Source organism: Puia dinghuensis (assembly GCF_014642875.1).
Classification (GTDB): Bacteria; Bacteroidota; Bacteroidia; order Chitinophagales; family Chitinophagaceae; genus Puia; species Puia dinghuensis.
Genome location: NZ_BMJC01000001.1, coordinates 391806 through 416279, shown reverse-complemented (window position 1 = coordinate 416279; position 24474 = coordinate 391806). Strand labels below are relative to the sequence as shown.

The window sequence follows — 24474 nt, the reverse complement described above, 5'->3', positions numbered from 1 at the left end:
ATAATTCCTTAATTTTCTGTTCCCGTTTGCCTGGTTACATTGCGCAAAATGGGAGATATGAATGTAACAAATGATTCAATGAGAAGAAAAACCATCCCACGCGACATCAGTTGGCTTTCGTTTAACGGGCGGGTTCTGCAGGAAGCCGCCGATCCCACCGTACCCCTGCGCGAACGCATACGTTTCCTCGGCATATTTTCCAACAACATGGACGAGTTCTTCCGGGTCCGCGTTGCCACGCTGCGCCGCATGATCGAATACAGTGGCAGAAAATCGCGGCTCAACATGCACCTCGAAGCCTCACCCGAAAAGATCCTCAATGAGATCCAGGCCGCCGTCCTGAAGCAGGGCGACGAATTCGACGCCATCTGGGACGGCATCCGTACGGAAATGGAGAGCGAGAAGATCTACCTGGTGACGGAAAAGGAAGCCGACCCCGCTCAGGCGCAATTCATACACAATTATTTTGAAGAGGAGGTCCGCACCAATACGATCCCGCTGATGATCGAAAGCATCCCGACCTTCCCCTTCCTGCGGGATAAATCCCTCTATCTCGGTGTCGTGCTCTCCCGCCGGGACAGCAGCATGAAGCGAAAATATGCAATTATCGAGATTCCCAGCCGCGTACTGGGTCGCTTCGTCATCCTGCCGACACCGAGTTCCGACGAACACCATATCATTTTGCTGGAGGACATCATCCGCTTCAATCTGCGCAACATCTTCGCCTACTTCGGCTATGACACCTACGACTCCTGGGTCTTCAAGGTCACCCGCGACGCGGAGATCGACCTCGACAACGACGTATCTACCACGCTGATCCAGAAGATTGAGAAAGGGCTGAAAAACCGGCGCAAGGGCAAACCGGTGCGCTTCGTTTACGACGAGCAAATGGATAAAGGCCTGCTGGACTATCTGCTCAAACGCCTCAACCTCTCCAAAAAGAGCGGCAATCTCATCCCCGGCGGACGCATCCACAATTTCCGGCATTTTATGGATTTTCCCGATGTTTTTCCCAAACAGGGGCAACGCAAGAAATCCTTCACCCATCCCCTTCTGCAAACGACGCCCCGGGTTACCGACGTAGTGCTCGAACAGGATGTGATGTTGCATTTCCCCTATCATTCCTTCAACCCCCTGATCGACATGCTGCGGGAAGCCGCCATCGATCCCAATGTCACTACGATAAAGATCACCGGCTACCGCCTGGCTTCCAACTCCAAGATCATCAACGCCCTCGTCAATGCCGTCCGCAACGGCAAGCACGTCACGGTGATGCTCGAGCTGCGCGCCCGGTTCGACGAGGAAGCCAACCTGGAATGGAAAGAGCGGCTTGAGGACGAAGGGGTAAAGGTTCTCATCGGCATCCCCAACGTGAAAGTGCACGCGAAGATCTGCCTCATCAAGAAAAGGATCAACAACTTCACCATCCACTACGGCTTCGTCAGCACCGGCAATCTGAATGAAAAGACGGCCAGGGTATACGGTGACCACTGCCTGCTCACCTCCGACCGGCATGTCATGGCCGACGTCAACCGCATCTTCAACTATCTTGAGAACTATAAAGAAGGCACCGCCCCGCTGAAAGCCTGCAAGACCCTGATCCCATGTCCCACCAACCTGCGACGTGAGCTCGTGCGCATGATCGCCCGGGAAACGAAACTGGCCCGGGAAAAGAAGCCCGCGGCCATCACCCTCAAGATGAACTCGCTGTCCGACGAAGACCTCATCGAAAAATTATCCGAGGCGGCAAAAGCCGGTGTAAAGATCCAGCTCATCATCCGCGGCATCTTCTGCATGTTCTCCGAGAACAGCAAATTCCTCATCCCGGTGAAAGCCATCAGCATCATCGACGAATACCTCGAACACGCCCGCGTCTTTATCTTCCACAACGGCGGAAACGAAAAAACTTACATATCTTCGGCCGACTGGATGGTCCGCAACCTCGATCACCGGGTGGAAGCAACCTGCCCCGTCCTCGATGAAGGGATTGCGCAAGAGCTGAAAGATATCCTCAACATCCAGTTGTCGGACAACGTAAAAGCACGCTGGCTGGATAACGAGCTGTTGAATAAATACAAACGCGACCACACCGAAACAAGGGTCAGAAGCCAGATCGAGATCTATAATTATTTGTACCAAAAAGCTACGTTTGCGGAGGAAGGGGCCGTAGTCACCCCCGAACCCGCGGCAGCAACGGAATAGAAACCACTAAATGAAACTTCGTCTCGCAGCCATTGATATAGGAAGTAATGCGGCACGGCTGCTTATCTCCGATGTGACCGACAATTTCGGGAAACCTGAGTTCAACAAGATCAACCTCGTACGCGTACCTCTCCGGCTGGGGTTCGATGTGTTCGATCACGAGCAAAAAGAAATCTCCTCCGAAAAGGTAGACATGTTGCTTCACACCCTGAAAGCATACAAACACCTGCTCGAGGCTTACGAAGTAGACTACACGAAGGCCGCCGCCACCTCCGCCATGCGCGACGCTACCAACGCCAAAGAGATCATCCGGCGGGTAAAGGAAGAAACCGGCATCGAGATCGAAGTCATCAGCGGCGGCTACGAAGCTACCCTCATCTACGAGAACCACATCGCCGAAAACCTGGACAAAGAACACGCCTATCTGTACATCGACGTAGGCGGCGGCAGCACCGAACTCACCTTCTTTGCCGGCAATACCCTGCTCTTTTCCTCCTCTTTTAATATTGGCACCATCCGCCTGCTTAAAAACCAGGTAACGGTCGCCCAATGGGACGGCATGAAGGACTATATCCGCCGCGAGACCCGTAACTATACTGATAGGGTCGTCGCCATCGGCTCGGGCGGTAATATCAACAAGATCTTCTCCATCTCCAAACGAAAAGAGGGCAAATCCCTCCATATCGAACTGCTCAAGGATTATCACAAGGAATTCAGCAGTTTTAACCTGGAAGACCGGATGCGGCTCTACAAGCTGCGGGAAGACCGCGCCGATGTCATCGTCCCCGCCCTGCTCATCTATATCAACGCGATGCGCTGGGCCGGCGCCGAAGAGATCTATGTCCCCAAAATAGGACTCGCCGACGGGCTCGTCCAACACCTCTATGCCGACCTCAAAAGAAAAGGCGTCGAAGTGTGAAAAAATGCGCCTAACTTGGACGGCAAAATTCAGCCATGTCAGTGCATACTGAGATAAAAAAAGTAACGACCCATACTTTACAACGGATGAAGGCAGCGGGAGAAAAGATTTCCATGATCACCGCCTACGATTATTCCTTCGCCCGCATCTTCGACGCGGCAGGCATCGACGTCATCCTCGTCGGCGACTCTGCCTCCAATGTCATGGCCGGTCATGAAACGACCCTCCCTATCACTCTCGACCAGATGATCTATCACGCTTCCTCTGTCGTCCGGGGCGTCAACCGGGCCCTGGTCGTCGTCGACCTGCCCTTTGGCTCCTACCAGTCCAACTCAAAGGAAGCCCTCGCCTCCGCCATCCGCATCATGAAAGAAACAGGCGCTCACGCTATCAAATGCGAGGGCGGCGAAGAGATACTCGAATCCGTCAAACGCATCCTGGCCGCCGGCATCCCGGTCATCGGTCACCTTGGCCTTACCCCGCAATCTATTTATAAATTCGGAACATATACCGTCCGCGCCCGCGAAGAAGCAGAAGCCGAGAAGCTAAAACGCGACGCCGTCCTGCTCGAAGAAGCCGGTTGCTCCGCCATCGTCCTGGAAAAGATCCCCGCCAATCTGGCCAAAATCGTCGCCCAAACCCTCCAGATCCCCATCATCGGTATCGGCGCCGGCCGGTATTGCGATGGCCAGGTGCTGGTGATGCACGATCTGCTGGGCATCAACACCGAATTCCAACCCCGCTTCCTCCGTCGCTATCTGCGCCTCCACGAGGAGATCTCCGAAGCGATCCGCCAATATATCCACGATGTAAAATCAAGCGATTTCCCCAACGAGCAGGAGCAATATTGAGACCTCTCCACCCATCGATCTCCCATCCTTAGCGACCCCGCAGCGCCTCCCGGTTCCATGGCGCTTCCAGCTATGCCCGCCTGCCTGGACAGGTCCCTGCTGTCTGCGCGCAGTTATATTAAAAAAGAAAATAATTTACACTTTGTAATACAAAGTGTAAATTAAATGGCATTTTTTAGCTAAATTCATTATATACCAAAGCTAATATATATGATGAAGTCATGCATGACCCTCTTTTGCCTCGTACTTACCTCCTATGTGCTCTACGCTCAACAAACCATCACCGGTAAAGTAACAGATCAACGATCGGGCTCCCCATTGGCAGGTGTCTCGATTAAAATTAAAGGTGGCAAAGGTACTTCCACTGATAATGAAGGAGTCTTTAAAATTCAGGCCGCCTCCGGTCAGACCCTCGAGATCACCAGCGTCGGCTACAAACCCATCGTCATAGCCGCCGGCAACCAGTCCGTCCTCCAGATCGCCCTCGAACCGGCCTCCATCGAAATGACCGAACTGGTCTTCGTCGGCGCCCGCGGCAGCGCCCGCAGCAAAGCAGAGTCGCCTGTGCCTGTCGATGTCATTAACGTTAACAATGTCGCTTCTTCCACGGCCAAACCCGACCTGATGTCCCAGCTGAATATGACCGTGCCCTCCTTCAATTATAATAAACAGAGTGGTGGCGACGGCTCCGACGCCATCGACTTCGCCAGCATCCGCGGCCTGGGCTTCGACCAGACCCTGGTGCTCATCAACGGCAAACGCCGCCACCTCTCCGCCTTCGTCAACGAGGTAGGCACCCGCGGAAGAGGTAATTCCGGCACCGACCTCAATTCCATCCCCGAGGCCGCTATCGACCACATCGAGATCCTGCGGGATGGCGCCTCCGCCCAATATGGTTCGGACGCCATCGCCGGTGTCATCAACATCGTCCTGAAAAAAGACGTCCACCACCTCACCGTCAATACGGGGTGGAGCGGCTATTATGACCATAAATACAACTCCCTGAACAGCGTCGATCCCAGCCAGTATTATACCGGCAGCTGGGTGGATGGCAACACCTTCACCACCGCCGTCGATTACGGCCTGCCCATCGGCAAAAGCGGCGGATTCCTCAACATTGCCGGTAATTTCCTGGCGCAGGGCAAGACCTTCCGCCAGGACCCGGACACCAACTGGACCACCAATCCCAACGCCCTTAGCACCAACACCTGGAGAAGGGCTGGCGGCGACGGCGCCGTCACCTCCGGCGGCGGCATGTTCAACCTGGAAATTCCATTCGCCGGGACGCAAACAAAATTCTATGCCTTCGGCGGCATGAATTACAAACATTCCAACGTCTACGCCTGGACCCGCAACTTCTCCGCCAATCCCCAGAAATTCCCGACCAACCCCGACGGCAGCCTCATCTACGAACCGGGCATCATGCACGTAGCCGGCGCCCCGGACGGCAGCATAAATTCAAACAACGTCTTCTACAACCCCCAGGAAGATGTATATATCACAGACCAATCTATCGCAGCCGGATTCAGCGGGACGACAAAAAGCAGCTGGAACTGGGACATCAGCAACGTCACCGGCTACAACGACTTCCACTACTACGGCAACAAGACCTTCAACGCAGCCCTCGATAACGGTCTGCCTCCCTCTTCCGTAAAGACCCGCTTCAACGACGGCGGATTCAGCTTCCTGCAGAACACGGCCAACCTCGACATAAACAAGCGGTTCGCCGGTGTGGCCGAAGGCATGACCCTCGCCTTTGGCGCTGAATTCCGCTACGAGCACTATAAACTGTACGCCGGCGAACCCGATTCCTATGGCTACGACGTGGCCAACAAGCTGTACCCCAACTTATACGGCGACGGCAACGCCGACTCCCTCCGCAAACCCGCCTCCGGCTCGGAAGGTTTTCCGGGCTTTACACCGGGTGATGCTACCGTTGCCCATCGCACCAATACCGGCGTCTACGGCGACATCGCCATCGATCTTACAAAAGCCTGGCTGGTAGATGGTGCCGTCCGTTTCGAACATTATTCGGATTTCGGTTCGGTCACCACTTACAAATTCGCCACCCGATACAAGTTGACGCAAAACTTCAACATACGTGGTTCGATCAGCACCGGCTTCCGTGCGCCGTCGCTGCAACAGATCAATTTCAGCAATACCAACACGAATATCATCAAGGTGAACGGAGTTCCCACGCTGGAATATATCAAGCTCGTGCCCAACTACAGTTCCATCGCAAGGGCGGTAGGCATCCCGGCCCTGAAACAGGAAGAGTCTGTCAACGGAAGCCTCGGCTTCGCCTGGACGCCGGTACATAACCTCACCATCACCACTGATGGGTATTGGATCAAAATGAAGAACCGCATCGTCATCACCGGCAACTTCGGCAGTGCCATCGGTCCGCTGGCCAGCGTACTGGCGGCGAACAATCCCCCGCTGTATGCGGCCAACTTTTTTGTCAACGCCGTCAACACGACCAATACCGGCCTCGACATCGTCATCGATTATACCAAAAGATGGGGCAAACAAAGCCTGCGTGCACTGCTGGCGGGAAATATCCAGAATGTCAATATCGATAAGATCAATATCCCGTCGGCGCTTGACAGCAATTATGCCGACAGACAGGCTTTCTTCAGCAGCCGCGAGCAGGCCTTCCTCAAAGCTTCCGCTCCAAGGGCTAAATTCTCCCTAGCCCTCGAATACGGCGTAGGCAAGTTTACCGCAGGCTCCCACCTCACCTACTTCGGTAAGGTCGTCACGCAAGGCTTCGGCTATGCATCCCTGCCCGGCGCCGCTTCGGGCGGACCCGGCGGAGCCGGCATCTCCGACCAGGGTAATGGCTGGGACCCCTATGTAGTCACAGACGACGGAAAATCTGTCATCCCGGAAAACTTCGTCTTCCACGGGAAAATAACCACGGATGTCTATGTGTCCCTGAAGCTGACACCGCATTGCACCTGGACCACCGGTGTCGATAATCTCTTCAACGTCCATCCCGATCTGGCCGTTACCGCCGGAGCCCGCCAGTCTTCCTGGGGCGACAGCGAATCGGGCGGCGCCTTCGATGCCGTTCAAATGGGATTCAACGGGATGCGGATGTTCAGCAAGCTCTTATTCCGCTTCTAACCTCGAGGGGCCGGGCATCAGCCCGGCCTCTTGATTTAATCGTCCATTCACCGACCTAATTACCCCATTCATCTAATAATTCCACTGCTTAGACGATTCCCTGCTAGATTTGAATGGTAATAGGGACCCGCGTGAAGAAGTTAACCGTTCAAATTGTCATCCATCTCGCAGCCTGGCTCTGCTTCCTGATGCTGCCGTTCATATTCTATCCGCGTCCCGCCCAGATGGATGTCTCCTTTTTCACCGAACGCTACTTTACAAATTTCTTCATCGTCAACAACCTGTTCATCATCGCCTTTTATTATTGCAACACGTACCTCTTCATCCCACGGTTGTTCGACAATAAGAAGTTCATTGTATACACCATCATCATCCTGGGGCTGATGATCTTCTATGGCCTCATGCCCCGCATCTACCACACCCTCTTCGGCAGCATCCAGCCCAATGCTGCCCCACCCCCCAACCGGCCCCCCGGCCCCCCACGCAACAGACCGATCCTCAGCGCCGGCAATATCCTCTTCTTCCTGCTGGTCTTTGTCTTCAGCACGGGCGTCAAGGTCATCAATCAGTGGCTCCGGTCCGAGCAACGCACCAAGGAGATCGCCAACGAAAAACTAAAGGCCGAACTTTCCTTCCTTAAGGCCCAGATAAATCCCCATTTTCTGTTTAATACCCTGAATAACATTTACGCATTGGCAAGCGCTCAGTCTGAGCAAACCGCGCCAGCAATAATGAAACTCTCCAGCATCATGCGCTACGTGCTGACGGAGGCTCGCAACGACCTTGTCCCGCTGGAAAAAGAGATCCAGTTTACGTCACATTATATCGAGTTGCAAAAAATGCGGCTCACCGACAAAACTATCATCGACTTCACGGTACTCGGCGATCCAATGGGCAGACAGATCGCGCCCCTGCTGTTGCTACCCTTCGTGGAGAACGCTTTCAAATACGGCATCAGCACACGCGAACGCTCTCCCATCACCATCCTGTTGGAAATAAAGCGGGATTCGTTGTATTTTAGCGTCTGCAACCAGAAGCATCCGAACACCATGCTGCGCGTATCGGACAATACGGGCATCGGCATCAGTAATACCAAACGCCGCCTCGATCTTTTCTATGAAGACCGCTACGCACTCGACATCGATGACAAGACCCACGACTTTTCCGTCAAACTAAAAATTCCGGTATAATGTTAACCTGCATAGCCGTCGACGATGAGCCCCTGGCGCTCGAGGTCCTGAAAAAATACATCGCCAAGATATATTTCCTCGACCTCAAAGGCGTCTTCACCGACCCCTTCGAAGCACAGAAGCTGATGGATGCATCGCCCGTCGACATCCTCTTCCTCGACATCCAGATGCCCGATATCAACGGCATCGAATTCTCCCGCATCATCAACAAAAAAAATACGGCCGTCGTCTTCACCACCGCCTTTAGCGAATACGCCGTGGAAGGATTCAATGTCGACGCCATCGACTATCTCCTGAAACCTATCGAATACGATCGCTTCCTAAAGGCAGTTTATAAATCAAAAGAGTACGTCGACTACCTCACCAGCCAGGAGCTGCACGAAGGATATATCTTCGTGAAGTCGGATTACCAGATGGTAAAGATCAACTTGAAGGAGATACTGTACATCGAGGGCCTCGACGATTATATTAAGATCTACCTTCCCGGCAAATCCATCCTCACGCTGATGACCCTTAAAACTATCGCGCAGAAACTCCCGGCAAGGGAATTCATCCGCGCGCATCGTTCTTACATCGTCCCCATCAGCAAGATCGAACACATCAGCAAAAGCAAGATCAAGATCGCCGATAAAGAGATACCCATTGGCGTTAGTTACAGCGAGAGCTTTTTTGCCGCCATGGAGAACAAATTGAACTGAGCGCGGCAAGACGCCCGTTTACCCCTTATTTTCACCATTTTACCGATAGTTGCCCCGTCCATCCCGCGCCACGCAACCTTCGATAGGCCTTTTACGTATTCTATAGTGCCGGTAAGGTAGATACCGGCATAGGACCAGTTTTTTCATAGTAGATTTTAAGTTAAGGTTGAGGCCACTGGTTAGTGGTTAGTTTTTCCTAAGTTTGCTTGCGATCCTCAAGGTCGCAAGCATCTTTTTTTATATCAAGACTATGGAATTCCTCCAACAACTGAATATCGGTCCGGAAAATGCCGGCACTTCCACCGGCGGGAAATGGCTCCCATCCGGCGCCCCCGCCATCGCCTCCTTTTCTCCCGTGGATGGCAAACGTATCGCCACCGTCACAGCAACCGACAAAGCAGGATATGAGGCCGTCATCACTGCCGCCCGCCAGGCCTTCATCGAATGGCGCACCTGGCCCTCTCCCCGCCGGGGAGAGGTCGTCCGGCAGATCGGCGAAGCCCTCCGCCAGAACAAGCAGGCCCTGGGCCGCCTCGTCTCCTACGAAATGGGCAAAAGCCTCCAGGAAGGCCTTGGAGAAGTACAGGAAATGATCGATATCTGCGATCTGGCCGTCGGCCTGTCCCGGCAATTGAACGGCCTCACTATGCATAGCGAACGCCCTGCCCACCGCATGTACGAGCAATGGCACCCCCTGGGGGTTGTAGGCATCATCTCCGCCTTCAACTTCCCCGTCGCCGTCTGGAGCTGGAACAGCATGATAGCCTGGGTCTGCGGCAACACCTGCGTCTGGAAACCCTCCGAAAAGACCCCGCTCTGCGCCCTGGCCTGCCAGCATATCGTAGCCGCCGTTTTCAAGGCTAATAACGTTCCCGAAGGCGTTTGCGGCCTGGTCACGGGAGACCGTGAGATTGGCGAATGGCTGGCCGCGGACACCCGTATCCCACTCATTTCCGCCACCGGCTCAACCCGAATGGGCAAAGCCGTAGGCACGGCCGTAGCATCCCGTCTTGGCAAGTCCCTTCTGGAATTAGGCGGTAACAACGCTATCATCATATCAGCCGACGCCGACCTCAACATCGCCATTCCCGGGGCCGTTTTCGGCGCCGTCGGGACAGCCGGCCAACGCTGCACCACCACCCGCCGCCTCATCATCCACGATGCCGTCTACGATAGCGTAAAAGACAAACTCACAGCGGCTTATGGACAATTGAGCATCGGCGATCCCCTCAATGAGCAAAACCACGTCGGCCCCCTCATCGACACCGACGCCGTAAAAGCCTACCAGATGGCCATCGCCGCGGGTAAACAACAGGGATGCCGCTTCCTCGTCGAAGGAGAGGTGCTCGCCGGCGACGGTTTCGAAAGCGGTTGCTATGTCCGGCCCTGCATCGCCGAAGCAGACCCCGCCTACCCCATCGTCGCCCAGGAGACCTTCGCCCCCATCCTCTATCTGCTGCGATACAAAACCCTCGATGAAGCCATCGCCATCCAGAACGGAGTCCCCCAAGGCCTCTCTTCCTCCATCATGACCCTCAACCTCCGCGAAGCAGAGCAATTCCTCTCCGTCGCGGGTAGCGACTGCGGCATCGCCAACGTCAACATCGGCACCAGCGGCGCCGAGATCGGTGGCGCCTTTGGCGGGGAAAAAGAGACCGGCGGCGGCCGTGAAAGCGGCAGCGATGCCTGGAAGGCCTATATGCGCCGCCAAACCAATACTATCAACTACTCAACTCAATTACCTCTGGCTCAAGGAATAAAATTCAACCTCTAAGGAGTTGCCCAACCCATAGCTGTAAAATAATCCGCCGGATTACGCGTTTATTCAGCTATCCGCTGTTATGAAAAAATGGGTACTCCTTTTGTTATTATTGGCTGTCATCTCCCGCTGCTCCCTGCAAGCGCAGGTAAAACTGGGTATATTCGGCGGCCTACATTCTTCTAAAGTGCTGGAAACCAATCACCTGCCTGGATGGGATACCACGACGAAGCCCTTCAACGGCTCCCGCTCGGGCTTTCAGCTCGGCATCATCGTCGAGGTACCCATCGGTCGTTCGGGCCTCTTCTTCCAACCGGCCTTCAGCTACATCACCAAGGGCCGCGTCTATAACAAGAACAACGACTCAATCACCGCCAGCATCACCGACACCATCTATAACAAGCAGACGCTAAACCTCTCTTATATGGAGATCCCGCTGAATCTCACGTATAAGTTCCCGCTCACCGCCAACCGCCGCAACTTCTTCTTCATCAGCGCCGGTCCCTATGTCAGCTTTATCTACAGTGGTAATACCGTTACGGAAAACCTTACGTCCTCGACTCACCGTTACAACAGCCAGACCAACAACGTCACTGTTGGGAAAGGTCCGGATACCTACAAGACACTTGACTACGGCGTCAACGGCCGGGCCGGCTTCGAGATCGGCGACGTGATGCTGAGCGCCTACTATAGCCGGGGCCTCGGCAATTTTTATCAGGCTACTTATTCGGGAACATTCCATCATGAGGTGATAGGAGCTACACTGAGCTTCTGGCTCACGAGTCAAAGTCCCGCCAAAAGCCAGCGCAAGAAGGATACCGATCGGGATGGCGTTCCTGACGAGGTTGACCTTTGTCCGCTGCAACCCGGCCCGCCGGCCTGGCACGGCTGTCCTGTTCCCGACACCGACCACGACGGCATAGACGACGACCACGACTCCTGCCGCACCATTCCCGGCGTAGCCCGCTACAACGGCTGCCCCGTCCCTGATACCGATCATGACGGCATCGATGACGAACACGACTCATGCCCCACCGTCCCAGGCCTGGCCCGGTATAATGGCTGCCCCATCCCCGACCGCGACCACGACGGCGTAAATGACGAGGAAGATAAATGCCCCGACACACCCGGCACCATAGAGAACCATGGTTGTCCCGTTGATACAGTGCCTGTGATAAAGAAGGAAGAGACCGACCAGATCAACTTCATCGCACACAACGTCAACTTCACGCCATCCAGTGACAGACTCCTGGATAGTTCGTTGGTGGCGCTCGATCAATTGGCAGGTCTCCTGCTTGGTCACCCCGCATGGCATCTCACCATCGAAGGATATACCGACAACTCCGGCACACCGGCACATAACCTGCTGCTTTCCCGCAGACGGGCTGCAGCGGTAAAGGTCTATCTCGTCCGCAAAGGCATCGCCGAAACCCGACTCACTTCTGTCGGATTCGGCCAGGAAAAACCCATTGCAGATAATCACACCGCCGAAGGCAAGGCTGCCAACCGGCGGGTAGAACTAAAGCTGAGTATAGAGAAATAGAAAAGTTGGAATTTTAACATGTTAATAAGGCCGTTCCTGTAATTTTTTCAGGAGCAGCACAAGAGTTTTCTTTATTTTACAGGTTTCAACGAGAACACACTCAAAACTAAAAACAAGAAAAAAATGAATTGTAGCCGGAATGGATGGTTATGCCTCTTCCTATTAGTTTGCTTACCATTTTCGATGTTTGCCCAGGGAACCAGTGTAAAGGCCGAACTCCCAAAAGGATGGCATTTATTGGATAAAGAAAAAGACGGGTATTACGGTATCAGCGTCAGCAAAGCCTACGAGTTTGCCAGATTAAAGAAATTGAAAAGTAAGACCGTCCTCGTAGCGGTCATCGACTCAGGAGTGGATACGCTTCACGAAGACCTCAAAGGCATCCTCTGGACCAACCCCAAAGAAATACCCGGCAACGGCATCGACGATGATCACAACGGTTATGTCGACGATATCCATGGCTGGAACTTCATCGGTGGCAAGGATGGAACAAACGTAAAGGATGACTCGCAGGAAGAAGCCCGGGTCTATTACACCTTCAAAGAAAAATTCGAAGCGCCCGGTCTCGACACCGCCGCGCTCAGCCCCGATGACAAGGGCAACTACCGCATGTGGTTAAAAGCCCGCCGCACGGTGATGGGTGATGGCACGGAAAGCGGCGTCGACCTCGTTATCCTCCACAAGGCGCTCACCGCCTGCATCAAGAGCGACAGCATCCTCCAGCAGGCCATGGGTAAGATGGAATACACCGGCAACGACCTGGACACCTTCCAGACCCGTACTTCGGAGAGCAAGAGCGCCAAGGCCGTCTTCCTCTATCTCTTTAAGGCCAACAAGATCATGGATATGACGAACAAAGCTTTCTTGTCCGACTTCTCCGAACAAGTGGACGCGGAAGAAAAGAAGGCAGCTGCAAAAGAGAACCCTCCCCATGATTACCGGCACGATATCGTCAAGGACGATGAAACAAATATCAACGACCGCTACTACGGCAATAACGACGTCATGGCCGGAGATCCTATGCACGGGACACACGTCTCCGGCATTATTGCAGGGGAGAAGATCGATGGCAGGAACCAGATAGGCATCTGTGACAACGTCCGCATCATGATGATCCGCGCCGTCCCCAACGGCGACGAACATGATAAGGACATCGCCCTCGCCATCCGCTATGCCGTCGATAACGGCGCCCGCGTCATCAACATGAGCTTTGGCAAGAATCTCTCCCCGGAAAAACCCTGGGTCGACTCTGCGGTGAAATATGCCGAAAGCAAGGGCGTCCTGCTCATTCACGCCGCAGGCAACGACAACGCCGACGTAGATACGACGGATAATTTCCCCAACCCCAACTTCCGGCATTCTACCTACACCGCGTCCAACTGGATCACCGTAGGCGCCAGCAGCGACCCCCTGGCCGAACCCGGTTTCCAAAGCTATACGGCCTCCTTCTCCAACTATGGCAAAAAGGAAGTCGATGTCTTCGCACCCGGCACCCGCATCTACTCTACCCTGCCCGGCGGCAAGAACTATGGTAACCTCCAGGGCACCAGCATGGCGGCCCCCGTCGTCACCGGCGTAGCCGCCCTCCTCCTGGAATATTATCCCAACCTTACCCCGCAACAGGTAAAATATTGCATCGAAAAGTCAGCCATAGACCCACCCGTAAAAGTAAAGGTCCCGGGTACGGAAGACAATCCGGTGATGGTAAACCTATCGGCTATCTGCAAGTCCGGTGGCATCATCAACGCCTACGAAGCGCTGAAACTCGCCTCGACGCTGAGCACCCCTCAGCAGAAAAAACCGGAGCGGTCGACCCTCCACAACGCAATGAATTAAAAAAAAGAGGCCGGCAAAATTGCCGGGGGGAAGCCGGGTTTATCCCGGCTTTCTTCTTATATTTAAATCAAACGCCACCGAATGATCCCAAAATCGGAGATTATCCCCGCCGAATTCTACCAGTCGTATATCGATCTCATTAAGGAAAGTGATTTCCGCGAAGCCATAAAAAAGAACTCAAAGCAGTTTCGCAAATTAGTCGAGAATATCCCGCGCAAGAAATTCGACTACGCCTACGCCGAGGGCAAATGGACTATCCGCCAGATGCTTCAGCATATCATCGACGCCGAAAGGGTTTTCTCCTATCGCGCCCTTCGCCTGTCGCGAAAAGACGCTACGCCGCTGCCCGGATTCGACGAGAATCAGTGGGCCGCTAACGACGGCGGTGCCACCCGCAAGTGGAAAGACCTGCTCGAAGAATTCGGCGTTGTTCGCGAAGCCACCGAATATCTCTATGATGCCCTTACGGACGAGCAGCTGCGTTTCGTCGGTACGGTCAACGAACGACCGCTAAACGCTTTTACCATCGGCTTCATCATACCCGGCCACGTCACCCATCATATGCACATCCTGGAAGCCCGTTATCTCTGAGCCCTCATCTGAATCAGCATCCATGAACCTACTTCTCTCTCTCCCGCCCCGGCGGGTGAACCGCATTGCCGTCAGCTGCTTCTTCTTCCTGGCCGGGCTTTGCTTCTCCTCCTGGGCTTCCCGCATCCCGAGCATCCAGCAGAAGCTTCACCTCAATAATATCGCGCTTGGCGGCGTGCTCCTGGCCCTCCCCTGCGGACTCATGGTCTCTCTTCCCCTCGCCGGCTGGCTGGTACACCGCTTCGGCAGCAGACCGGTCGCCATCGGCGCGGCCCTGCTCTACGCCTCCATCCTGCCGCTGCTGGGCTTTGCCGGCGCTGTCTGGCAACTCGTCACCGGGCTCTTCTTCTTTGGTATGGCCGGCAACATGCTCAACATTTCCATCAACACCCAGGCCATCGGAACGGAAGCCCTCTATGGCCGCAGCGTCATGGCTTCCTATCATGGTCTGTGGAGCCTCGCTGGCTTCTCCGGAGCCTCCATTGGCGGACTCTTTCTCAGCCTGGGCTGGCGCCCCTGGCAGCATTTCCTTGTCATCACCGCTCTCGCCTTTATCATCGTCGCCATCATGGCCGGCCACCTCATCACCCGCGACCTCGCCGCCGATGAGAACCGCCCCATCTTCGCCCGGCCCGATCGCTCGCTTATCAACCTCGGCATCATCGCCTTCTGCTCCATGATCTGCGAAGGAACGATGTTCGACTGGAGCAATGTCTATTTTCATGAGGTGATCCACCCCCCGGCATTGCTCGCCGGCGCCGGCCTCACCGCCTTCATGTCAACCATGGCCTCGGGCCGCTTCTTCGGTGACTGGGTCACCACCCGCCTGGGCGTCAAACGCATCCTCCAGATCAGCGGTTCCCTGACGGCAACCGGTCTCCTTCTTTCCATCCTGTTCCCCTGGCTGCTCCCCGCCTTGCTGGGCTTTCTCATGGTCGGCGCAGGGGTCTCCTCCGTCGTCCCCCTGGTCTACAGCGCCGCCGGCCGCTCAAAGATCCTTTCCCCGGGAGTCGCCCTCGCCGCCGTCTCCACCTTGGGCTACCTGGGATTCCTCTTCGGCCCACCCTTCATCGGCTTCATCGCCCACATCTCCAGCCTCCGCGTCTCCCTCGGCCTCATCGCCATCCTCGGCTCCGTCATCGCCCTCTTCGCCTCCAAAATATAAGAGGGGCTCCGTTGGAGCCCCTCATTTTATTCGAGATAAGTTCGATTATTTATTGTATACCAGATTCTTCTGTGCGATCATATCATCTACAACATTAACCGTCTCCGCCAGCCACACATCTGATCTCTTATCCTTCAGCCAATTTTGAAACCGCTCTGCCTTATTCTTATCCTCATCATATTTATGCGCGTCCTGCGGCAGCGACTGGACACTCAATTCATTTCCGGCCGGCAGCTTGCTAAGCGTCTGCAGCTGTTTCACCGTAGCCTTCACCTGCTTCTGCTCTTCCTGGTATTTCTTCAGGCTCAGGGGATACACCTTGTCCTGGATGCTGCTAAGCCATTCCTCATCCTGGCGGATCAACCCAAAGGAGTTGTTGCTCTTCAGCCGCTCGGCGCTCATCCCTTTGATGGTATTGACGTCATAGGCATATTTCCACGGCGTATAATCGGCCTTGGGGATCTCATCCCAGGGCAGGGCATCCGGATTATCCTTCTCCCTGATCTTGCTGTATTCATAGATGTCGGGATAGATATCCGGCAATACGATATCGGAAGCTACCCCACGCAATTGGGTGCTCCCGCCGTTGATGCGGTAAAACTTCTGCAGGGTCAGCTTCAGAGTGCCCAGTTCGCCGTTGGCATCCATAAAGCCCAGACTCTTGTCCAGACCATAAGGCCGCTGCACCGTGCCCTTGCCATAGGTCGACGTGCTGCCGATGATAATGCCGCGGTGATAGTCCTGGATGGCGGCCGCGAAGATCTCGGAGGCAGATGCACTCAGTTCGTTGACCATGACGGCAAAAGGTCCGTCATAGAGAACAGTCTTATCGTGGTCGGGGATGATGGAAGGCTTGCCGTCCCGGTCTCTTACTTGCACAATGGGCCCCTGCTCGACAAAATAACCCGCCATCTGCACCACGTCATATAAGGAGCCCCCGCCATTATCCCGCAGGTCGAGCACAATTCCCTCGACATGCTGCTCCTTTAATTTGAGGATCTCTTTTGCTACATCGATGCTGCAACGGCTGCCCTTGGGATTATCAAAATCCGCATAGAACTCCGGCAGATAGATATAGCCGATCTTTCCTTTGGGCGAATTGACGATAGCGCTCCGGGCAAAGGTCAGTTCATCCTGGACGATCTCATCCCGGATAAGGGAAACGATCTTCACCGTTCCATCCGGCTTTTTCAGCCAAAGCCGGACTTCCGTGCCCTTGTTGCCGCGGATGATCTTGATGGCGTCTTCGGTGAAATAACCCGCCATATCCACCGGCTCCTGGCTGCCCTGGGCCACCTTCTGGATAATATCGCCAACCCCTACCTGCCCGGATTTCCAGGCCGGGCTGCCGGTGATCAGCGACCCGATCTTGATGTTGCCCTCCTCATAGATAAGCGAGGCGCCGATGCCAAAGAAATGGCCACTCATCTGCTCGTCAAAATACCGCTTCTCCACCGGCGGGAAATAGTCTGTATGCGGGTCCATCGACTGGACGATTGCCTGTACAAAAGTGTTGAAACGGTCGTCATCGGTCTCTTTCACCTTCAACCGTTCGTAGATGCGGTTCATCACCTTCAGACTCCGGTCGCGCGCCTCCTTTTCCATATCTTCATTGGTGCGCGCCACGAACCCGGGCTTGTTCTTATTGGTCTCCTGCTGATCGAGCAGTTCGGCATAACGCTCAAGTGTGAGGTATTTCAACCGCTTGCGCCAGGCTTCCTTCCGGTCGGCGTCGCCCGCGGGAAACTTCAGCTCGTCATAGTTCTGATTGAACGACTCGTCCTTGGTAAAGTCGAAAGGCTTGGAAAGGATGTCCTTGTAGATGACTTCCGTCTCGAGTATCCGCTTCTTGTAGATATCCGTCACGGCCGGCACAAACTGGATGGTCGAAGTGCCCAGTATCTCATCGTCGATCTTGTTCCCATACCGGCTCCGCAGTCCGTCTATATCCGACTGCAGGAACACGTCCTTTTCCACATCCACTTCCTTGATGTATTTGTCAAATACTTCTGCGGAGAATTTGTCATCTATCGGCTTGGGGCTGTAGTGTACATTCTCGAGATACTCTCCCACTGTGTGCAGGATCCTTTCATACTTGGTAGGCGGCTGCCCACCCAATCCCAGCGATCTGAAAGCCACAAAGACGCCCCCAGCCAAAACCAGCAGAACGATGGGTAAATTTCTCTTGTTGATCATATACTTTAACACTTTTAACATAGCTGTTCAAAAATAACGATAAATTAAATGGTATGTTGTCGGCCCATATGCCTTTCAACACAATTTTAAGAATTGTTTTGAGGGAAATCGGATTTGTCTTAATTTCGCGCTTCAGATGGTGGTTGTAGCTCAGTTGGTTAGAGCATCAGATTGTGGTTCTGAGGGTCGTGGGTTCGAACCCCATCATCCACCCTTCCAAAGACAGAGAGGTCGCGCAAACGCGACCTCTCTTTTTATAAATCATATTTCGCATGTCCAAATTATCGCCTTGGTTCTATACCATCCCCTTTATCTCCGCCTTTATCCACTGGCTCACGATCTGGATGGCCCTCAAACTCCTCTTTCATCCCCGGCACCCGAAAAAGATCCTGGGCTTCACCCTCCAGGGCGTCTTCCCCAAACGCCAGCAACAGATAGCCGAAAGCCTCGGCCGGATCGTCGGCCAGGAGCTCCTTTCCTTCGGTGACATCGAACAGACTATCACCCATCCCGATAATGTCCGGCGCATCCTCCCCCTGGCAGATCAACATATCGACCACTTCCTGCGGACAAAACTAAAAGAACAGATGCCGATGATCTCGATGTTCATCGGCGACAAAACGATCAACCAGGTGAAATCCGCCTTTATGACCGAACTGGAAGAGCTCTTCCCCGTCATCATGAAGAATTATGTTGCCAACCTCCGCCATGACCTCGACCTCGAACGCATCGTCGTAGACAAGATCGCCAGTTTCTCCGCAGACAGACTGGAAAACATGCTTAACGAGTTCCTGACGAAGGAATTCCGCTTCGTGGAGATCATCGGCGCCGCCCTTGGTTTTCTCATCGGTGCGCTACAGATCCTGCTCACTTTACTGATGAAATAAACTAAGCTTTTTTTGAAGCAACCTCATTAGCCCTTCCGTCGCTGATTCCTACCGTTTGTATAGAAACCGGCTTCCAGCTAAATTTTTTGACCTGAATTTTGCAGGCAATAATGTATAACCGATTACTCATGAGAAAAACTTGGCTTTTGTTCCTTGCTATGGCAATGTCGGCGGCGATTGGCTTTTCCCAGGGCCCACCCATGGGCGCCGGGGGAGGCGGTAGAAGAGGTATGGGCGGACAGATTCCGTCTATCGGCCACTTCTATGGCAAAGTAGTAGACTCGAAGACGGGAAAAGGTATGGATGGCGCTTCCGTGCAGCTGATCCAGTCCAAATACAACCCGGCCACGCATGGCCAGAAGGATACCGTCATCAGCGGCATGATCACCGGCCGCCATGGTGACTTCAGCCTCGAGAATCTTCCCATCCTGGGCAACTTCCGGCTCAGGATCACGGCTATCGGCTATACAGCCTACGAGCAGAAAGTAGCTTTCGACCTCAAGGGATTAAGAGGCGCAGCAGGCGGCGGGGCCCCGGGTGGAGGCAATGGCGACGGCCAACCCAACATGGCCGGCCTGCAAGCGCTAAATGCAGTCGATAAAGACCTGGGCAATATCAAACTCACTGAAGACGCCCAAAACCTCGAACAAGTGACGGTGACGGCTTCCAAACCTCTCATCCAGATGGGAGTCGATCGTAAGATCTACAACGTTGAAAAAGATATCTCTGCCGCGGGCGGCTCGGCCACTGATGTCATGCGGAATGTTCCCTCCGTACAGGTAGACATCGACGGCAACGTCACCCTCCGCAACAGTCCGCCCACTATCTTCGTCGACGGCCGGCCCACCACGCTCACCCTCGACCAGATACCCGCCGACGCCATCCAGAGCGTGGAGATCATCACCAACCCCGGCGCCAAATACGACGCCTCCGGTGGTACATCGGGGATACTCAACATCGTCCTGAAGAAGAACCGCAAGGCCGGTTACAACGGCAACCTTCGCGCCGGTATCGACCAGCGCGGCAAGTTCAACGCGGGCGGCGACATCAATGTCAAACAGGGAAAGATCAACTTCTTCCTCAGCGGCAACTACAACCAGCGAAAATCCATCGCCACTGCCGACTATAATCGCTATACCCATATCGCTGGCGCCAACAATGCGCCCGATAGTCTGATCGAGCACGATTACAACCCCAATAAGGGCTATTTCGCCTTCGGCCGCGGCGGGTTCGATCTTCTCCTCGACAACCGCAATACCCTCACTATTGCGGGAAACATCGTGCACGGGACATTCGAGCCTTACAACAACAGCGATTTGTATACGGATGTTTTCCCGCCAGGCCAGCCGACCATCTATTCCTATACCCAGCGTCTCTCCACGACTAATGCCCAGTTCAACAACCATGGGGCGATGCTGAGCTTCAAGCACACCTTCCCCAGGAGTGGCGAGGAATGGACCGCCGACGTCAACTACAGCCAGGGCAGCAATGACAACCTCAACCTCATCACCTCCAATATCTATAATGTAAAAGGCGGCCCCTTGTCCGGTGTCTTTGAACAGCAGCAGGTAGGCAATGGCAATAATAAATTTTTCACCGCACAGACCGACTACACCCTGCCGATGGGTGAAAAATCCAAGCTCGAGGCCGGGGCGCGTGCCCAGATCCGCCATAACAGCAGCATCAACGACATCGATACGCTGGGCAACGATAACCAATTCCATGTGGAAGGCCTGCTCTCCTCGCAATATACCTTCACCGATCGCGTCTTCGCCGGCTATGTAACCTATGGCAATGCGATCAAGGACTTCACCTACCAGTTAGGGCTACGCGGGGAAAGCTCCAATTACAGCGGAACGGAACACTACACCGCCCTGGATTCCATCGGTCATCAGACGGGGGCAATCGGGAATTTTTCCAATCAGTTCCCGCTAAGCCTCTTCCCCAGCGTCTTCCTTACCCAAAAGCTGGGCGGCAACCAGGACCTTTCGCTCAACTATACCCGCCGCATCGACCGGCCTAATTTCTTCCAGCTGTTTCCCTTCACCGATTATTCCGACTCCCTAAACGTCAGCAGGGGTAATCCCGACCTGAAACCCCAGTTCACCAATTCCTTCGAACTGGCCTACCAGAAGACCTTTCCGGGCAACAACACTTTCCTGGCATCAACCTATTACAAGTATACTACCGATCTCATCACCCGCAACCCTGTCTTCGGAACGAACCCCGTCTCCAATAAACCCGTGCTCATCAGCAGCTTTATCAATGCCAGGTCCAGCTTCGTCGGCGGCTTCGAGCTCATCGGGCGCAACGCCATCACCAAATGGTGGGATATCACCAGCAATATCAACATCTTCACCTCCAAGATCAACACCATCGACACCGGACTCTTCGCCGTTCAACCGGTGGGCGAGACCTGGAGCTGGTATGGAAAGATCAACAACAGCTTCAAACTGACAAAGGCCCTCACGCTCCAGTTGTCCGGCGACTACACTTCCAAAACGGTGCTGCCCCCCGGTGGCAGCGCCAGCAACGGTGGTGGTGGTGGTGGCAGGGGTTTTGGTGGCCAGGTCAGCGGTAATGCCAACGGCTATTCCCGGCCCAGCGGTGGCGCCGACGCGGCCCTGCGGTACGAATTCCTGAAAAACCGTGTAGCCTCGCTCACCCTCAGCGTAAGCGACATCTTCCGCACTCGCGTCAACAGCGTCTACACCTATGCATCCTACTACGAACAGGATGCGGTTCGCCGGCGGGACCCGCAATTCTTCCGGCTACAGTTCAATTACCGCTTCGGGAAATTCGATGTGGCGCTCTTCAAACGCAAGAATATAAAGGGCGAGCAAAATGCTATTGAAGGGATACAGGGCGGCGGCAGCCAGCAATAACAAAAAGGACGACCGCCAGCAAAATTAGCCGTATTTTACAGGCATGCACACACTACTCTGTCTCGGGGACTCCTACACCATCGGTGAAGGAGTCCCCTTATACCTGGGCTACCCCTACCAGACCGTGCAGCTGCTCCGCACCGCCGGCCATGAATTTTGCGCTCCCGAGATCATCGCCCGGACGGGCTGGACCACCGATGAATTATCCCATACCCTCTCCACCCTCCGGCTGCTCCCGCACTACGACTTCGTCACGCTGCTCATCGGTGTCAACGATCAATACCGCGGCCGCGACACCAGTGAGTACGCCCGGGAATTCAAACCCATCCTGCAACGGGCAACCGGCCTTGCCGGCGCCCCTTCAAAAGTCTTTGTCCTTTCCATCCCCGATTGGGGCTACTCCCCCTTTGGCGCCTCCAGGAACAAGACGCTCATCTCGGGCGAGATCGACGCTTTCAACGAAGTAGCAAAAGAGATCACTCTCCGGCAAAAGACGCCCTTCATCGACATCACCACCCATAGCCGCACCGAAGGGGCATCCCCCGACAGCTTCACCGCCGACGGCCTGCACCCCTCCGCCCCCACCTACCTCCACTGGGCCCAACTCGTGGCCGGCGCCATCGCCGCCACCATCCCCGCTCCGCTATTCCCGGACGAATAGCCCGGACGCGCGGCCCTCAATAAATACTGTTCAAACCATCGGTGTTGAGAAAAATGACATCCGGCTGTCGCACGTAAGTACTGTTGTACCGAAACTGGATCCCGGTATTGATGAATATCTTGAACGAAGTATTCTGCATCGTCTTCCGCGGGAAATACACCATTCGAAGCTCGATCGTATTAAACACCAGGTTCTCGTTACGCGTCCTGATCCCCGCGCCGATGCCATGGTACAAGGCGGACTTCTGCAGCTTATCATTCTCCGGCGTCAGAAAGGAAAGGTCACCAAAGGCGAACGGCGCGAACTTGAAACCCAGGAATTTATAGTTGAGCCAGAAAGTCGTCTCCGAATGCAGGGTGATCCGTTGCACGCCAAAGGTCGAATCCCCGGTGAAATAGCGAAGCCCGAATACATTGTTTATCGTCAGCGGATCGATGCCCATCCGCTTGATCTGCCGCGTAAAGCTGAAATTGATGTATTGCCTGATCTTCACGTTGGGAAAAACAAACAAGGGACTATAATAGCTTGCTCCGACAAGGACACTGCCGTCCTGGCCATTCCCCCGGTACATAAAAACCCCGCTGCGCAGAAAAAGCTGGGCAAAGCCACCCCGCTTCGTAATGACAAACCCGTTGGCATCGATACCCGCATACAGCCGGTCCAGGTATAATTGTCGGTACCATCCGCTGGTAAGCGCAATATTATACCCGATGGGCAGGTCTTCCGTGGTACCAAAGCCATAGACATAGTTCGTCTTGTAAAAATCCTGGCGGAAGAAGGTAAAGGAAGTAAGGGCGGCCTCCCGGTTGTTAAACCGGAAATTGAAGGTATTGCCTATTTTTCCGGGCACGCTGTCAAAATCGTTCTTAAAGTAGCGAAAAGCGATGAACTTCCGGTCCCGCACCGCGGTATTGCTGAGAAACCGGTTTGAACCCAGGTTCCATCCGATCCAGCCGTCGCGGGTATTGTAATGATATTTGTAAAAAATGCTGTCCGGCTTGTTGTAGACATTGAAATTCTGGAAATCCCCGAATCGCAGTCCGCCCGCCAGATGGGCCTGGGGGGCATACAGCGGCCGGTCAAGCTGAACGAACCAGGCCGTCTCATCCGGCGTGTTGTCGTAGATATTACCATTTATCTGGGTATAGGAAGCGGTGACATTGGTAAAGGAATGACCGATAAAGGTCTTGCTATACAATATCTGCGGACCAAAAGCCGGGCTCCGGTTCTGTTCGAGGTTCATACCGCCAAGGATACGCTGCCCTGTCCCGAGGAAATTGGATTCGCTGATATTTCCCCTTATGCTGAGGGGCGGATAACCCAGGCTCCCGATGGCCCCGCCAATACTAAACAGGTCTTTTACCACCACCACCAGGTCGACCGTGTCGGGATTATCCGGCTGATAGCTCACCACGATCCGTGCGTCCTGGATAAAGTTGAGACTGCGGATCAACCGTTCGTTGTCCGCCAATTTATAGGCATCTACCGCCGTATTCTCCTTGATAAAAAGGGCGTCCCTGATCACCCAGTCCCGCGTCTTTCGGTGCAGCTGGTTCAGCACCTTCGTCCCGAAATATTCCAGCCGCTTGGACGTGTCCGTAAAAGTCTGCTCGAAACCATATCCCCGGATAAAGATGTTCCGGATGATCTTGCCTTCATAGGGCTTGAAGGGGCTTTCACTCTTGGTATTCAAATGGGTCAGGGTATTGACATAAACCACCGAATCCGGCCTGCCCTTAGTGAGCGCGTTGCGGAAAAATTGAAAGATATTGTTGTTCTTCCACTTCTCGAACCGGCGATTACTGGTATCCTGCTGCACCCGGGGCGCCGCCGTATCTTTCGGCTGCGGGCGCGGCAGCGTCGTGTCCTGCCCACGGGTCGTGAGGCAACACCAGCAAAATCCGATGGCTACTAAAGATCGTATCAGAAATTCCTTCCTCAAGCAGAATAGAGACATTATTG

At 54.4% G+C, this 24474-nt stretch carries 16 protein-coding genes and 1 tRNA gene; 15 read left to right on the top strand and 2 right to left on the bottom strand.

Features of this window, described 5'->3' with window-relative positions; translation table 11 throughout:
• Positions 1-78: 78 nt before the first annotated feature.
• From ppk1 to IEY39_RS01385, 11 genes are all read left to right on the top strand, one after another.
• Positions 79-2202 (top strand): polyphosphate kinase 1, encoded by a 2124-nt coding sequence (ppk1, locus tag IEY39_RS01435; protein ID WP_188927779.1) that lies wholly within the window; start codon positions 79-81, stop codon positions 2200-2202.
• Positions 2203-2212: 10 nt separating this feature from the next.
• The gene (locus IEY39_RS01430) at positions 2213-3121 is read left to right on the top strand and encodes a Ppx/GppA phosphatase family protein (protein WP_188927777.1); all 909 of its coding nucleotides are present in this window, start codon (positions 2213-2215) and stop codon (positions 3119-3121) included.
• A 35-nt stretch (positions 3122-3156) separates the two neighbouring features.
• The gene (gene panB, locus IEY39_RS01425) at positions 3157-3972 is read left to right on the top strand and encodes a 3-methyl-2-oxobutanoate hydroxymethyltransferase (RefSeq protein ID WP_188927775.1); all 816 of its coding nucleotides are present in this window, start codon (positions 3157-3159) and stop codon (positions 3970-3972) included.
• Between the two features lie 210 nt (positions 3973-4182).
• Positions 4183-7101, top strand: a complete 2919-nt coding sequence (locus IEY39_RS01420) for a TonB-dependent receptor (protein ID WP_188927773.1) — start codon at positions 4183-4185, stop codon at positions 7099-7101.
• Positions 7102-7232: 131 nt separating this feature from the next.
• Complete coding sequence (locus tag IEY39_RS01415; RefSeq protein WP_188927770.1) at positions 7233-8291, top strand: sensor histidine kinase; 1059 nt, start codon at positions 7233-7235, stop codon at positions 8289-8291.
• Positions 8291-8989, top strand: coding sequence for a LytR/AlgR family response regulator transcription factor (locus IEY39_RS01410; RefSeq protein WP_188927769.1), 699 nt, complete (start codon positions 8291-8293; stop codon positions 8987-8989). Before IEY39_RS01415 ends, IEY39_RS01410 begins: the two co-directional genes overlap by 1 nt.
• A 250-nt stretch (positions 8990-9239) precedes the next feature.
• Positions 9240-10763 carry an L-piperidine-6-carboxylate dehydrogenase gene (amaB, locus tag IEY39_RS01405; protein ID WP_188927767.1) on the top strand — a complete coding sequence of 508 codons (1524 nt, stop codon included), beginning with the start codon at positions 9240-9242 and terminating at the stop codon, positions 10761-10763.
• Between the two features lie 67 nt (positions 10764-10830).
• A complete protein-coding gene (locus IEY39_RS01400) occupies positions 10831-12291 on the top strand; it encodes an OmpA family protein (protein ID WP_188927765.1) in 1461 nt (486 codons plus the stop codon).
• 183 nt (positions 12292-12474) lie between these two features.
• Positions 12475-14127, top strand: coding sequence for a S8 family peptidase (locus IEY39_RS01395; protein WP_229688722.1), 1653 nt, complete (start codon positions 12475-12477; stop codon positions 14125-14127).
• An 81-nt stretch (positions 14128-14208) separates the two neighbouring features.
• Positions 14209-14718, top strand: coding sequence for a DinB family protein (locus tag IEY39_RS01390; RefSeq protein ID WP_188927763.1), 510 nt, complete (start codon positions 14209-14211; stop codon positions 14716-14718).
• A 22-nt stretch (positions 14719-14740) separates the two neighbouring features.
• Positions 14741-15883, top strand: coding sequence for an MFS transporter (locus IEY39_RS01385; RefSeq protein WP_188927762.1), 1143 nt, complete (start codon positions 14741-14743; stop codon positions 15881-15883).
• A gap of 45 nt (positions 15884-15928) precedes the next feature.
• Here IEY39_RS01385 and IEY39_RS01380 read toward each other — a convergent pair whose 3' ends face one another.
• Complete coding sequence (locus IEY39_RS01380) at positions 15929-18079, bottom strand: carboxy terminal-processing peptidase (RefSeq protein ID WP_188927761.1); 2151 nt, start codon at positions 18077-18079, stop codon at positions 15929-15931.
• A 139-nt stretch (positions 18080-18218) separates the two neighbouring features.
• Between IEY39_RS01380 and IEY39_RS01375 the strand changes: the two genes are divergently transcribed.
• The 4 genes from IEY39_RS01375 (at position 18219) to IEY39_RS01360 (ending at position 22512) form a co-directional block, all read left to right on the top strand.
• Positions 18219-18292 (top strand) — tRNA-His (locus IEY39_RS01375).
• Positions 18293-18351: 59 nt separating this feature from the next.
• A complete protein-coding gene (locus IEY39_RS01370) occupies positions 18352-18966 on the top strand; it encodes a DUF445 domain-containing protein (RefSeq protein ID WP_188927760.1) in 615 nt (204 codons plus the stop codon).
• A 128-nt stretch (positions 18967-19094) separates the two neighbouring features.
• Positions 19095-21851 carry a TonB-dependent receptor gene (locus tag IEY39_RS01365; RefSeq protein WP_188927758.1) on the top strand — a complete coding sequence of 919 codons (2757 nt, stop codon included), beginning with the start codon at positions 19095-19097 and terminating at the stop codon, positions 21849-21851.
• Between the two features lie 43 nt (positions 21852-21894).
• Positions 21895-22512, top strand: coding sequence for an SGNH/GDSL hydrolase family protein (locus IEY39_RS01360; protein ID WP_188927756.1), 618 nt, complete (start codon positions 21895-21897; stop codon positions 22510-22512).
• 16 nt (positions 22513-22528) lie between these two features.
• On the opposite strand, the gene IEY39_RS01355 is transcribed toward IEY39_RS01360, so the two are convergent.
• Complete coding sequence (locus IEY39_RS01355) at positions 22529-24454, bottom strand: hypothetical protein (RefSeq protein WP_229688721.1); 1926 nt, start codon at positions 24452-24454, stop codon at positions 22529-22531.
• Positions 24455-24474: the final 20 nt, after the last annotated feature.